The 14,707-nt window shown below is 31.5% G+C and carries 13 protein-coding genes and 1 tRNA gene; 8 read left to right on the top strand and 6 right to left on the bottom strand.

Annotated features, from left to right (window positions below):
• The 6 genes from galA to ACTF56_RS06215 all read left to right on the top strand — a co-directional run.
• Window positions 1–2,365 (top strand): beta-galactosidase GalA (gene galA / locus ACTF56_RS06240; protein WP_438966047.1); only part of this gene is annotated, 2,365 nt, incomplete at its 5' end.
• A 12-nt stretch (window positions 2,366–2,377) separates the two neighbouring features.
• The gene (gene galK / locus ACTF56_RS06235) at window positions 2,378–3,562 is read left to right on the top strand and encodes a galactokinase (RefSeq protein ID WP_438966046.1); all 1,185 of its coding nucleotides are present in this window, start codon (window positions 2,378–2,380) and stop codon (window positions 3,560–3,562) included.
• Window positions 3,549–4,601 carry a UDP-glucose--hexose-1-phosphate uridylyltransferase gene (locus ACTF56_RS06230; protein WP_438966045.1) on the top strand — a complete coding sequence of 351 codons (1,053 nt, stop codon included), beginning with the start codon at window positions 3,549–3,551 and terminating at the stop codon, window positions 4,599–4,601. The genes galK and ACTF56_RS06230 overlap by 14 nt, the downstream gene beginning before the upstream one ends.
• Window positions 4,602–4,609: 8 nt before the next feature.
• The gene (locus ACTF56_RS06225) at window positions 4,610–6,271 is read left to right on the top strand and encodes a sodium/sugar symporter (RefSeq protein WP_438966044.1); all 1,662 of its coding nucleotides are present in this window, start codon (window positions 4,610–4,612) and stop codon (window positions 6,269–6,271) included.
• A 38-nt stretch (window positions 6,272–6,309) separates the two neighbouring features.
• Window positions 6,310–6,519 (top strand): hypothetical protein, encoded by a 210-nt coding sequence (locus ACTF56_RS06220; protein ID WP_438966043.1) that lies wholly within the window; start codon window positions 6,310–6,312, stop codon window positions 6,517–6,519.
• 15 nt (window positions 6,520–6,534) lie between these two features.
• The gene (locus ACTF56_RS06215; RefSeq protein WP_438966042.1) at window positions 6,535–7,338 is read left to right on the top strand and encodes an endonuclease/exonuclease/phosphatase family protein; all 804 of its coding nucleotides are present in this window, start codon (window positions 6,535–6,537) and stop codon (window positions 7,336–7,338) included.
• A 51-nt stretch (window positions 7,339–7,389) separates the two neighbouring features.
• Here the strand turns inward: ACTF56_RS06215 and ACTF56_RS06210 are convergent, their stop codons facing one another.
• The gene (locus ACTF56_RS06210; protein WP_438966041.1) at window positions 7,390–7,737 is read right to left on the bottom strand and encodes a MotA/TolQ/ExbB proton channel family protein; all 348 of its coding nucleotides are present in this window, start codon (window positions 7,735–7,737) and stop codon (window positions 7,390–7,392) included.
• A 233-nt stretch (window positions 7,738–7,970) separates the two neighbouring features.
• On the opposite strand from ACTF56_RS06210, the gene ACTF56_RS06205 reads away from it, so the two are divergent.
• On the top strand, window positions 7,971–9,023 hold the full coding sequence (locus tag ACTF56_RS06205; RefSeq protein ID WP_438966040.1) for a sensor histidine kinase: 1,053 nt from the start codon (window positions 7,971–7,973) through the stop codon (window positions 9,021–9,023).
• Window positions 9,007–9,723, top strand: coding sequence for a LytR/AlgR family response regulator transcription factor (locus ACTF56_RS06200; protein ID WP_438966039.1), 717 nt, complete (start codon window positions 9,007–9,009; stop codon window positions 9,721–9,723). Before ACTF56_RS06205 ends, ACTF56_RS06200 begins: the two co-directional genes overlap by 17 nt.
• Before the next feature lie 154 nt (window positions 9,724–9,877).
• Here the strand turns inward: ACTF56_RS06200 and ACTF56_RS06195 are convergent.
• From ACTF56_RS06195 to ACTF56_RS06175, 5 genes are all read right to left on the bottom strand, one after another.
• Window positions 9,878–9,951 (bottom strand) — tRNA-Arg (locus tag ACTF56_RS06195).
• A 71-nt stretch (window positions 9,952–10,022) separates the two neighbouring features.
• On the bottom strand, window positions 10,023–10,469 hold the full coding sequence (locus ACTF56_RS06190; RefSeq protein ID WP_438966038.1) for a GatB/YqeY domain-containing protein: 447 nt from the start codon (window positions 10,467–10,469) through the stop codon (window positions 10,023–10,025).
• A gap of 158 nt (window positions 10,470–10,627) precedes the next feature.
• Entirely contained in the window at window positions 10,628–12,577 is a 1,950-nt protein-coding gene (gene ftsZ / locus ACTF56_RS06185; protein WP_438966037.1) for a cell division protein FtsZ, read from the bottom strand.
• Window positions 12,578–12,593: 16 nt separating this feature from the next.
• Window positions 12,594–13,976 (bottom strand): cell division protein FtsA, encoded by a 1,383-nt coding sequence (gene ftsA, locus ACTF56_RS06180; RefSeq protein WP_438966036.1) that lies wholly within the window; start codon window positions 13,974–13,976, stop codon window positions 12,594–12,596.
• A 6-nt stretch (window positions 13,977–13,982) separates the two neighbouring features.
• Window positions 13,983–14,705, bottom strand: a complete 723-nt coding sequence (locus ACTF56_RS06175) for a cell division protein FtsQ/DivIB (protein ID WP_438966035.1) — start codon at window positions 14,703–14,705, stop codon at window positions 13,983–13,985.
• Window positions 14,706–14,707 lie beyond the last annotated feature (2 nt).

Here is a 14,707-nt window from a genome sequence, read left to right as displayed (position 1 = left end):
TATTTCAGCAACAAATGCACAAGAAAAAATAAATTTAGATGAAAATTGGAAATTTCATTTTGGAAATGCTTCAAATCCTGATAAAGATTTTGGTTACGGAACCAAACTGTTATTCCATAAATCAAATGTATTTGAAACCACAATTGTAAGTCCAAAATTTGTGGATACATCTTGGACAAAAATAAATGTCCCACACGATTGGGTGGTTGCACTTCCTTTTGTAAAATCATCAACTCACGAAATGGATTCTCATGGTTATAAACCTGTTGGAAGTTTGTATCCAGAAACCAGTATTGGATGGTATCGCAAACATTTTTCTGTAGATAAATCCAAAAAAGACAAGCGATTTGAACTGCAATTTGATGGTATTTACAGAAATGCTGCCATTTGGATTAATGGGTTTTATGTTGGAACTAATTTCAGCGGCTATGTTGGAACTAATTATGATGTAACAGATTACATGAATTTTGAAAGTGAAAATGTAATCGTTATCCGTGTAGATGCAACGCAAGCTGAAGGTTGGTTTTATGAAGGAGCAGGAATTTACCGTCATGTTTGGTTAAACATTACAAATCCTGTTTTTATTCCAGAAGATGGTTTGTTTGTTCATGCTAAAGTTAAGGGTAAAAACGCTAAAGTATTTATTGAAACAGAAGTTGAAAACAAAAGTTTAACCACAACAAATTGCACTGTTTATTCTTATATTACTGACAATAAAGGAAAACAAATTTCAAAAACTAGTGAACAAAAAATCAATTTAAAAGTCAATCATAAATATACTTTAAAACAAAATATTGAATTAAAAAACGCAACACTTTGGTCTTTAGAAAATCCATATTTATACAAAGTCGTTTCAGTTATTAAACAAGAAAATAAAATTGTGCATCAAAAAAAGTCGAATTTTGGTGTTAGAACTATTGAATTTGATGCTAAAAAAGGCTTTTTTCTAAATGGAAAACACATTAAAATTCAAGGAACAAACAACCATCAAGATCATGCTGGAATTGGTAGTGCTATTCCTGATTACATACAATATTATCGCATTAAATTATTAAAAGAATTGGGTTGTAATGCTTACAGAGCAAGTCATAATGCACCAACACCAGAATTATTGCAAGCTTGTGATAGTATAGGAATGCTAATGGTAGATGAACAACGTTTGTTAAACAGCAGCCCAGAATATATTGATCAATTTAAAAGAATAATCAAAAGAGATAGAAATCATCCTAGTATCATTTTATGGTCTATTGGCAATGAAGAACAAAACATTCAAGGCAACGAATACGGAAAAAGAATTGCTCAAACCCATTTGGCTATTCAAGAAGAATTAGACCCAACTAGAACCAGCACTTATGCAGCCGATATGGCGAATGAATTTAAAGGAGTTAATGAAGTAATTCCAATTCGTGGTTTCAATTATCGTGAATTTGCTGTAGCAGATTATCATCGAGATCATCCTAATCAGCCTTTATTAGGAACTGAAATGGGAAGCACAGTAACTACAAGAGGAATTTATGAAAAAGATTCCATCAGGGCTTATGTTCCTGATCAAGACATCACGCATCCTTGGTGGGCAAGTAAAGCAGAAACTTGGTGGAAATTATGTGCCGAAAACGACTATTGGTTAGGTGGTTTTGTTTGGACAGGATTTGATTATCGAGGGGAACCAACACCTTATAAATGGCCAAATATAAGTTCGCATTTCGGAATCATGGATGTTTGTGGTTTCCCAAAAAACATTTATTATTACTATCAAAGTTGGTGGACCGATAAAGATGTACTACACATTTCACCGCATTGGAATTGGCCAGAAAAAATCGGAAAACCAATTGATGTTTGGGTAAACACAAATGCTGATGATGTAGAACTTTTCTTAAATGGAAAAAGTTTAGGTAAAAAAACAATGCCAAGAAACAGTCATTTGCAATGGGAAGTTATATACGAACCAGGAACTTTAGAAGCTGTAGCTTATAAAAAAGGCAAAAAAATCACTTCAAAAGTTGAGACTACAACTCAAGTTGCTAAAGTAATAGCCTATGCTGATAAAACAGTCTTAAGAGCAGACGGTCAAGATGCCAATGTCATCAATATTTCATTAGTAGATGAACAAGGAAGAGAAGTGCCTGATGCAAATAACATGGTCTATTTTACTATTTCTGGTGATGCTAAAATTATTGGAGTGGGTAACGGAGATCCAAGTTCACATGAACCCGACAAATGTGAAGAAGAAAGATGGCAAAGAAGTGCTTTCAACAGTAAATGCCAAGTCATTATTCAAGCTGGAAAAACAATTGGAGACATCAAATTGGAAATAAAAGCTAACGGATTAATTCCAGCAACAGTAACGTTAAAATCTGAAAAATAAATTCAGTTCAAAATGAAGAAAAAATTAGTTCAAAATACCTCAAAATACTTCAAGGAAAATTTCAACAATTATCCTGAAAACATATTTCTTTCACCAGGAAGAATCAACATTATTGGAGAACATGTCGATTATAATGACGGTTACGTTTTACCAGCTGCCATCAACAAATACATTTGTTTTGCTATTACTAAAAACAATAGCAATCAATGTGAAATTATAGCAAAAGATTTAAATGATACTTACTCATTTGATTTATCTGAAACCATAAAACCCATTGATAAAATGTGGGCGAATTATATTCTTGGAGTATTGCATCAACTGAAAGAAAAAGGATATAATTTTACAGGTTTTCAAATGGTTTTTAGCAGCACAATACCAATGGGTGCTGGATTATCATCTTCAGCTGCTTTAGAATGCGGAATAGCTTATGCTTTAAACACACTATTTGATATGGGTTTAACCCAAGAAGAAATTGCTTTAACAGGACAAAAATCGGAACATACTTTTGCAGGTGTGAATTGCGGAATCATGGATCAATTTGCTTCCGTTTTTGGTAAAAAAAATCAAGTCATTCAATTGGATTGCAACACTTTAGAATACACCTATTATAAAGCAAATTTCAAGAAACATACTTTAGTTTTGTTGGATAGTTGTGTAAAACATTCACACCTAACTTCAGGTTACAATGATCGAAGAAATGAAGTTGAAAAAGGATTAAGTATAATAAAAAATCATTTTCCAAATGTACAAACGTTTAGAAATTGCAATGCTGAAATGATTCATACTTTAGAAAGTGAATTAGGAGAAATAATCTACAAAAGATGTCTATTTGTAGTAAATGAAATCAATCGCGTAAAAGAAGCTGTGAAAGCCATCGAAAACGAAAAATTCACTAAATTAGGAAAATTAATGGCCGAAACACATCACGGATTATCCAAAAACTATGAAGTAAGTTGCGAAGAAATTGACTTTTTGGTAGAAACTGCATTAGAAAACAAAGCCGTTTTAGGGGCAAGAATGATGGGTGGTGGTTTTGGAGGTTGCTCCATCAATTTAATTGAAAAAGGAAAAGAAGACGAAGTTATAGCAACAGTTTCTAAAGCTTATAAAGAACAATTTGGTATTGACTTAAAACCTTACAAAATAAAAATTTCAAAAGGAACTTCTGAATATAAAAAGACTTATGCAAACCTTTAACACCAACGAACATCCGCATAGAAGATATAATCCTTTGTTAGACGAATGGATTTTAGTTTCACCTCATAGAGCTAAAAGACCTTGGCAAGGACAAAAGGAAACCATTGCAGAAGATAACAGACCTGAACATGATGAAAATTGCTATTTGTGTGCTGGAAATATGCGTTCCAATGGTGTCAAAAACGATAATTACACGGATTGTTTTGTTTTTGAGAATGATTTTTCAGCTTTATTGCAAGAAGAAGTTTCTTTTCAAAAAAACGATAATACTTTATTTCAATTAAAACCCGAAAGAGGCATCAATAAAGTAGTTTGTTTTTCTCCAAAACACAATCTAACATTAGCTGAAATGGAACAAGAGGCTATTGAAAAAGTAATTCAAGTTTGGAAAGAACAATATATTGAATTAGGTTCCAAAGATTTCATCAATTATGTCCAAATATTTGAAAACAAAGGAAGTGTTATGGGTTGCAGCAATCCGCATCCTCATGGGCAAATTTGGGCACAATCCTCTTTGCCAACACAAGTAGAAAAAACACAAAAAAATCTAGAAAATTATTATAAAAAAAACAATACTAGCTTACTCAAAGAGTATTTGGATTACGAATTAAAAGCACAAGAGAGAATTGTTTTTGAGAACGAATATTTTGCAGTAGTTGTTCCTTTTTGGGCGACTTGGCCTTATGAAACTATGATTATCAGTAAGAGGCATTTTGGAAATATTATTGCCATGACTAATGATGAAACGAAAGCTTTCGCTGAAACCTTGAAAATCATTACGACAAAATACGATAATCTTTTTGAAACTTCATTTCCATATTCATCGGGAATTCATCAAGCACCTACTGATAGGGTTGCTCATCCTGAATGGCATTTTCACATGCATTTTTATCCACCATTGTTACGTTCTGCAACTGTAAAAAAATTCATGGTAGGTTATGAAATGTTGGGTGAAGCCCAAAGAGACATAGCACCAGAACAAAGTGCCTCAACTTTGAGAAATTTATCTATATTGCATTATAAAACTAACCAAAAATAACCCAAAATATGAATACAGGATTTGTAACCCTTGACTATGTAGTTTTCTTTGCCTATGCTTTGTTGATTTTAGGTGTTGGACTTTGGATGTCTAGAGACAAAAAAGGACATCAAAAAAATGCTGAAGATTATTTCTTGGCCAGTAAATCATTGCCTTGGTGGGCTATTGGAACTTCATTAATTGCAGCAAATATTTCTGCTGAACAATTTATTGGAATGTCTGGTTCTGGATATGCAGTCGGTTTAGCCATTGCTTCTTACGAATGGATGGCAGCCATAACTTTAATTATTGTTGGAAAATACTTTCTTCCTATTTTTATTGAAAAAGGACTTTACACCATTCCAGAATTTGTGGAAAAACGATTTTCTACGAATTTAAAAACAATTTTAGCTGTCTTTTGGGTAGCTTTATATGTTTTTGTAAACATTACTTCAGTTCTTTATTTAGGTGCTTTAGCGATGAATACTATCATGGGAGTTGATATGTTTTATGCTATTTTAGGTTTGTCACTATTTGCTGCTGCATATTCACTTTATGGTGGTTTAGCGTCTATTGCTTGGACCGATTCTATTCAAGTTGTGTTTTTAATTATTGGTGGTTTAGCTACAACTTATTTGGCATTAGACACCGTTTCTGGTGGACAAGGAATGCTGGAAGGTTTTGGAATTATATACAACAAAGCACCTCAAAAATTTTCAATGATTTTAGACAAATCCAATCCTGAGTATATTAATTTACCTGGAATTGGAGTTTTAATTGGTGGACTTTGGGTTGCTAATTTATATTATTGGGGATTCAATCAATATATTATTCAACGTGCTTTGGCTGCAAAATCTTTAAAAGAAGCTCAAAAAGGAATTGTACTAGCTGCTTTTTTGAAATTAATCATTCCATTTATAGTTGTAATTCCTGGTATTGCTGCTTTTGTAATTGTAAATGACCCAGAAATGTTAGCTCTATTAGGAGTAGAAGGTTTAATGAATATTCCAAGTGATGGTGCTGCAGATAAAGCTTATCCGTGGTTGATTCAGTTTTTACCAGCTGGTTTAAAAGGATTGGCTTTTGTGGCTTTAACTGCTGCTATTGTTTCTTCTTTAGCTTCGATGTTGAATTCTACTTCAACTATATTTACGATGGATATTTACAAACAATACATTAACAAGAATTCTGATGATAAAAATACCGTTAAGATTGGTAGAATTACATCTGCGGTTGCTTTAACTATTGGAGCAATTGTAGCACCCCTTTTAGGTGGAATTAACCAAGCTTTTCAATTTATTCAAGAGTATACTGGAGTAGTTAGTCCTGGAATTTTAGCTATTTTTATCTTAGGTTTGTTTTGGAAAAAAACGACCAATCAAGCTGCTATTTGGGGGGCTTTAGTTTCAATTCCAGTAGCGATGTTTTTTAAAGTTGGACCAAAAGGTTGGGCTGAAGGAACAGCAATAGAAGGTATATTTCCGAATATTCCATTCTTAGATCAAATGGGATATACTACATTAATCACAATGGCAATTATTATGGTAATCAGTTGGCTACAAAACAAAGGAACAGATAGTCCAAAAGGATTTACGCTTAGCAAAGAAACGTTTAAAACAAGTGCTTCATTTAACATTAGTGCCTTTGCAATTCTATTAATTTTAGTGTTTTTATACGCAAAGTTTTGGTAGTAATATTTAACTATATATACTAACAATATTAGTAAAGTATGAAAACCCTATTAACATTTCTATTCCTGTTCACCATAAACGCAAACATTTTTTATGCTGATGTTTATATTTGTGATTCAAAAGGTGCTAAAAAATATCATCTTACTAAAGATTGCAGAGGTTTGTCAAATTGCAAAAATGAAATTATTAAAAAAAGTAAAGCTGATGCTCAAAAACTTGGACTCACACTTTGCGGTTGGGAAGATTGACAGTATTTTAGCATTATGAAACAACTATTAATTCTATACCTATTTCTTGTTTATAACCTTGCCTTTGCACAACTAAAAGTCGTATCGTGGAATATAGAAAATTTAGGGAAATCAAAATCAGATTCCACAATAACCTACATTGCTAATACTTTAAAAGACTATGATGTTGTGGCTTTACAAGAAGTTGTGGCAGGTTATGGAGGCACACAAGCCGTTGCCAAATTAGCAGAAGAACTCAATATAAAAGGCTCTAAATGGGATTATGCAGTAAGTGAACCCACTACAGGAAGCAGTTACAAAACCGAACGATACGCTTTTTTATGGAAAACTTCTAAAGTCAAAAAAATAGGTAAAGCTTGGCTAGAAAAAAAATACAGCTTAGAAATTGACAGAGAACCTTTTTATTGCACCTTTAACTATAATGAAAAGGCAGTAACCTTAGTGAACTTTCATGCCATTACCAAAAGTAAACAACCCGAAACTGAGATCAAATACTTTAAGTTTTTACCTTTAGAATATCCTTTACTAAATCTACTATTTATAGGTGATTTTAATTGTCCACAATCGCATACTGTATTTAATCCTTTAAAAAAAATGGGATTTGCTTCCGCTTTTAAAAACCAAAAAACAACATTAAAAAAAGAATGTAAAAAAAAGGAATGTTTGGCATCAGAATTTGATAACATTTGGTATAATACGAATAAAATAAAAATCTCAAAAAAGGAGGCAATTCATTTTTATGAAGATTTTAAATCTCAAGAAAAAGCTCGAGAAGTTTCCGATCATATTCCTATTTGGGTGGAAATTAGTTTGAATTAAATAAGAATACTAATCAAATTGAGAGCATTCTTATTTAATTCAGGATGTATTCTATTTCTCTAATAATGTCAAAATTATAATTCCAACTCTAGCTATTAAGAAAGTAAACATCCCAAAAACAAGTGGTAAAAAAGATATTTTTAATCCCCCAGCAAGAACTTCCGAACTAATATTTCCTATTGATTCAATAGCATCAAAAGCTCCAATTAAACCTATGGCTTGGCCTAAAAAACCCCACACCAAAACAAACAAACTAATTGATGAAATTAATTTTACTGTTTTTGAATTCGTTTCTTTCTTAACAACTCCTTTAATAAACAAAAGAATTACAAGAAGCAATATCACTAATATTGGCACCATAAAAAAAGGCCCACCTTCATAAATTCTGTCTAAAATCATATCTTATATTTTTAAATTAATAATAGTCCGAAAGTAGTTTTTAAACTAATATCAATTTTTTAATTGCGATGAATAGATGAATATGCTCAGCTTATAACCAATTTGGTACTAGAAAAAGTAAAATTTAATCCATTAGAAACCAAAACCCTTCTTAAAAAGGTTATCCATCGAAAATTCATTTTTCTTTTTATAATTTTATTTATCTTGCTTAAATGTTTAACAATATAGCAAATTTGGCAAAACATTTAATACTTCACTTAACTTTTTGGATTGGAGTTTGGTTTTTCTTTGTTTATTTTTTTAGCTATAATTCAAATGACACGTATTACATTACATGGTTTTCAAGTTTATTGTTACCCATTGCTATAAGCACAACTTACATTACTATTTATTTTTTAATTCCAAAGTATTTGTTGTCCAAACGATATTTTAAATTAGCACTTTATAGCTTCTATACTTTAGTCTTATCTGTTTATTTAACTATACTTGCTATTTATGGAAGTTTTATTTTTATTACAAAATTAGACATAACTAAAGTTCCTCCAATGGGAAAAAACTTTGTCTTTATTTTGATTCTGATTTATTTGATTGTAGGAGTAGTGAGTTTTATCTATTTATTGAAACACAACTTCAATGCTCAATCAAAATACAAAGCTCTAGAAAATAAAATTTTAGAAGCAAACCTTCAAATTAAAGAACAGGAGTTATATTATTTAAAAAAACAGATTCATCCTCATTTTTTATTTAATACATTAAACACAATTTATGGTTTTGCTCTAAAAAAATCAGAACATACTGCAGATATTATTTTAAAACTTTCAAATTTATTGGATTATATTTTATATCAAGTTCAGAAATCAAGAGTGCAATTAAAAGATGAAATAGAACATATAAATGAATATATCGATTTAGAAAAAATAAGATTTGAAGACCGCTTAAAAGTTAATTTCAATTATTCAAAAAACATTGAAAATATTGAAATTGCTCCTATGTTATTAATCCCTTTTATTGAAAATGCGTTTAAACATGGAAGTATAATAAATGGTTTTTTGGCTATTGAAATAAATCTGAATTTAACAGAAAACAACAAGCTAATATTCACTATTAAAAACAGTTTTTTAAACAACAACGAGTCTGAAACAACTGGAATTGGCTTAGATAATATTAGAAAAAGATTAATATTATTGTTCCCAAATAAATATAATTTGAATACTGAAATAAAAGAAAATCAATTCATAGTTTCTTTAATCATAAATGAAATTAAATCTAATGGAGAAAACATATAATTGCATACTAGTTGATGACGAAATAACGGCAAGAGAAATTTTAGAATCTCATTTGCAAAAAGTAAGCACCATAAACGTTTTAGCCAGTTGCAAAAATGCCATTGAAGCATTTGCGGTTATAAATACTAAAAAAGTAGACTTAATCTTTTTAGATATCAATATGCCTGAAATTAATGGTTTATCTTTTGCAAAATCAATCAACAAAGACATCAAAGTAATTTTCACCACAGCCTACAGAGAATATGCTGCAGATGGTTTTGATTTACAAGCCGTTGATTATTTGTTAAAACCTATTTCATTTAAACGATTTTCGCAAGCTATCACCAAATTTACAGGAGAAAAAATTATTGAAAACAAAGAAACTTCTTATGAGATTCAATTATCAAAAAATGATTTTATATTCGTTAGATCAGATAGAAAAATGATAAAAATAGATTTTCAAGATATTTTCTATATTGAAAGTTTAAGTGATTATATAAAAATTCATACTACAGAAAAGACCATAGTAACTAGGGAAACTATTTCAAATATCGAAGCCAAGTTACCTAATAAAGATTTTATACGTGTGCATCGTTCTTATTTGATTGCATTGACTAAAATTGAGTCATTTACCAATGAATATATTGAAATTAATAAAATTTCAATTCCGATAAGTAGAAGTTATAAAAAAGGAGTTTTGGAAATTTTGGAAGGATATTAAAAAATCCAACCAAACATTACATTTGATTGGATTTGCTTTTAGTGAGCGGTATTGAATTATCTTCAAACCAAATATTAGAATTTCTTGAAAATTTTAATAAAGAAAAAGAATAAAAAACCTCTAAATCTCTCTAGAGGTTTTTGGTTCTATTTTGTGACCTCGGCAGGATTCGAACCTGCAACCCTCAGAGCCGAAATCTGATATTCTATCCAGTTGAACTACGAGGCCAAAAAAAGTACGAAATTAAAAGTAAGAAGTTTGAAGTTGAATTCTTTGTACTTTTAATTTCGCACTATAAATTACATTAATAATTTCTTAACAACCGTCGAAATCGTTTTCCCGTCTGAGTTTCCTCCTAATTGTTTTGAGGCAATTCCCATTACTTGTCCCATGGATGCCATTCCTGAGAAACCACCTTCAGCAATTATTTTTGCTACTGCTGCTTCTACTTCAGCTTCTGTCATTTGTGCTGGTAAGAATTTTTCAATTACAGCAACTTGAGCTAATTCAGGTTCTGCTAAATCGTTTCTTCCTTGTTCTGCAAAAATATTGGCACTATCTTTTCGTTGTTTTACTAATTTTTGTAAAATTTTGATTTCGTCTTCTTCCGAAAGTCCTTCCGCTGCACCAGAAGTTTGTGCTAATAATATTTCTGATTTTACTGCTCTTAATGCTTCTAAAGCTACTGTGTCTTTTGCTTTCATGGCTTCTTTTAAACTGTCCATGATTTTTGCTGATAAACTCATTTTTATATGTTTATTGTTACTAGTTGATTATTGTTTTTTTGTATCTGAAAATATACATTAACATGAAACAACTTCTAAAAAACCTTAGCAAAGGTAATTAAAAAACCCGTAAGGTTAAAAATAACTATACGGGTTTATTTGAGGTTAAGTTTATGGTTTTAGTCTACATTATCATGAAGAAAAGAGTTGTTAGAACGAAGTTGAGGATCATCGTTGCTATCTGTTCCTAATGACATGCGAGACTTATTATTGTTTAATTCTGGACTATCTAAATCGATACCCATTCTTTTGTAAGCAGGTTGTCTTTCTATTTCGTCTATTTTTGAAGAGTGAATGTTGAATTTATAATTGAATTCTTTCATTTTGCGTTTGCGTTCTTCAGCTCTTAATTTTAAAGTTTCTTCGATAGTTAAATCGGTCGCTTCTCTATTTTGAAGATCAGAAAATGCCACATCTTCCTCTGAAGTTACTTTAACTTTAATATCCATTTCTGGATTAATTGTTTCCTTAGCAACTACAGGTTTTGCAGCAATCAATTCGTTTTCTTTATCTAAGTATTCCTCTAAAGAATATTTAACAACACCCGATTCATTTAATTCTGTTACTGGAATAAATTCAACAGGTTCTACTACTTCAATATCTTTAACTTCTTCTGAAAGATTAAAAACGATTGGAGTTTCTTCTTTTTTATTTTCGAATGCGTCTAATGAAAACAACAAATCGTTTTCTTTAGCAACTACAAATTCAGGTTCTTTGACTTCAATTTCTCTTAAAGGCGATGTGATTTCAAAAACAGGCTCTTGTTTTGCACTTTGAGCAGCAATGATTTCGAAAGTTACATTAATGTTTTTAATTGCATCTGTAGTAGCAATCAATTCATTTTCATTGGCAACTATTGCGTTGAATTCTTCTGTAGCTTCTTCTAAAGAAAAAATTACTTTTTCAGCAGGTTCAGCGACTTCAAAAACTGGTGTTGCTTCTTTAACTGGAATTGATTTAACTTCCGTAGCTTCTACATCTAAATTTAAAACCACTTTGTCCATTAAATTTTGGACAATTTTTTGCTCATCTTCCAAAGAATGGATGATTTTATTTGGCTCAGTGTTAATGATGTCTTGTTGTTGTTCTACATTAAATCCTGTTGCAATAATTGTAACAGAAATAGCATCTTCTAAAGATTCATCTTCACCGACACCCATTATAATGTTAGCGTTATAACCAGCTTCTAACTGAATATAATCGTTAATTTCTCCTATTTCATCAATAGTAATTTCATTAGTACCAGAAACGATAAGCAACAATACGTTTTTAGCACCTGTAATTTTATTATCATTCAACAAAGGAGAATCTAATGCATTGACAATAGCATCTTTTGCTCGATCTAATCCAGACGCCACAGCAGAACCCATAATAGCTGTTCCACTATTTGAAAGTACTGTTTTAGCATCTTTAAGGTCAATATTTTGCGTATAGTGATGTGTAATAACTTCAGCAATACCTCTTGAGGCAGTAGCTAAAACTTCATCTGCTTTAGAAAATCCTGCTTTGAATCCTAAGTTACCGTAAACCTCTCTTAGTTTATTGTTGTTGATTACAATTAGAGAATCTACTTGCTTGCGTAATCTTTCTACACCCAAGATAGCTTGTTCTTGACGCACTTTTCCTTCAAACTGAAAAGGGATGGTTACAATACCAACCGTAAGAATATCTCTTTCTTTAGCTAATTGAGCAATTACTGGAGCAGCACCTGTTCCGGTTCCACCACCCATTCCTGCGGTAATAAAGACCATTTTAGTGTTGCTGTCTAGCATTTTTTCAATTTCGGAAACACTTTCAATAGCCGATTGTTGTCCGACTTCTGGATTAGCACCAGCACCAAGACCTTCGGTTAAGTTGATTCCTAGTTGTATTTTGTTTGCTACAGGGCTATTTTCTAGTGCTTGCGAGTCTGTATTACAAACCACAAAATCTACACCGTTAATACCTTGTCTAAACATGTGATTGATAGCGTTGCTTCCACCGCCACCAACACCAATTACTTTGATTACGTTTGATTGATTTTTAGGTAAATCAAATGAAATGCTTCCAAATTCTGAGTTGCTTGTCATATTTTGGTTTTTTTAATTATTCTGCGTTGTCTAAAAATTCTTTTATTTTCTCGATATATTTATCAAAAAAAGATCTTTTAACATTGTCTTGTGTATTTTTTGATTTTGTTTCCATTGGATTTGTCATCTCATGGTCTACAATTTCATTCTCTATTTTTTCTTCTAATTCATGACTAACCTGTTTTACAACTTTAGGCTCTTCAATTTTCATTTCCACGAAAGGAGTTGCACTTTTGGTATTGTTTCTAATGCCATTCATCACTAATCCGACAGCTGTTGCGTATAAAGGTGAAGAAATTTCTTCATCAGAATCACCCGCTAAATGTTCGTTGGGATATCCAATTCGAGTATCCATACCCGTAATGTATTCTACCAACTGTTTGATGTGCTTTAATTGTGATCCACCACCAGTTAAAACAATCCCTGCAATTAATTTTTTCTTTGGTTCTTCGTGACCGTATTCTTTAATCTCTGTGTAAACTTGTTCAATTATTTCAACAACTCTAGCGTGAATAATTTTTGATAAGTTTTTCAAAGAAATTTCTTTTGGCTCTCTACCTCTTAATCCGGGAATAGAAACAATTTCGTTATCTTTATTTTCACCTGGCCAAGCAGAACCAAATTTAACTTTTAACAATTCAGCTTGTTTTTCGATAATAGAACAACCTTCTTTAATATCTTCAGTAATTACATTTCCACCGAAAGGAATGACAGCAGTATGACGAATAATTCCGTCTTTAAAAATGGCTAAATCAGTTGTTCCGCCACCTATATCTATAAGAGCAACACCTGCTTCTTTTTCTTCAAAACTTAAAACTGCATCTGCAGAAGCTAATGGTTCTAAAGTGATGCCAGACAAATCAATTCCGGCACTTTTAACACATCTTCCTACATTTCTGATAGAAGCTGCTTGACCTACTACCACATGAAAAGAAGATTCGAGTCTTCCACCATACATTCCGATTGGTTCTGTAATTTCAGATTGGCCATCGATTCTGTATTCTTGTGGTAATACGTGAATTATTTCTTCACCAGGCAACATAGAAAGTTTATGCACTTGTCCGATTAACTCATCAATATCAGCATCATTTATCACTTCTTCAGCGTTTGGTCTGCTAATGTAATCACTGTGTTGGATGCTGCGAATGTGTTGACCAGCAATACCTACAACAACATCATTTATCTTATAATCTGAGTTTGACTCTGCTTCTTGAACTGCTTGCTGGATGGATTGAATAGTTTGGGTAATATTATTAACCACACCACGGTGAACTCCAAGACTTTTAGATTTTCCAATTCCTAAAATCTCGAGTTTCCCGTATTCATTTTTGCGACCAATCATTACAACAATTTTAGTTGTTCCGATGTCTAATCCTACTGCTATATTTTGTGTTCCCATAAGCAATTATTTTGAGCAAACTACTTGCTGTGTAAAAATCAAATTCACTATTTTATACTTCTCTAACAAAGTATCTTTTGTTGCGTATTGCAGAAAAGCTTTGTAATTCTTCAACTTTTTTTCTACATCTGTTAAATTCCCTAACAATACTTTATAATCATAATCTCTAACAGAAAAAACGAAGTTTCCTCTTTTGGTTTTAGAGATGTCGATAATGTTTTGTTTTAACATTTCATCTTCCGCTATCATTGAAAAAAGAGCCACTAATTTCTTCTTATCTTTTTCTTGCACTGCTCCATAAAAAAAAGGAACCCTTGGTGTGAAGTTTTCAGACAAAGGAATCGCATTACCATTATCATCTAAATAATAGGTTTCATTTTCATTTGCAACTCTAATTACTGGTTTTTTTTGAATAACATTTGCTGCTAAGACACCATCAATTGAGCAAAAAACTTCCGCTTTTTCAACGTATTTATTGGCATTCAACAAAAATTCCAACTTCTTCAAATCTACCCTTTCTTTTGCTATATCTGAAGTACCAACTAAATTTTGTATTAACAAGTTATTAACCATTGTTTCGTTTAAAAAGGCTTCATCTTCAGGTAAAATCTCAATTTTATTTTTTTGTACTATTCGTTGTTTATTTTTAATTCCAGAAAAAGAATACAAGAAAATCATCACAGCAATTATGACAACTAAACGAATGTTATTCCAATTCAATTTTTTCATTT

The sequence above is a fragment of the Flavobacterium sp. genome (genome assembly GCF_965657075.1).
In the GTDB taxonomy this organism is placed as follows: domain Bacteria; phylum Bacteroidota; class Bacteroidia; order Flavobacteriales; family Flavobacteriaceae; genus Flavobacterium.
This window is presented reverse-complemented; position numbering and strand designations above follow the sequence as displayed.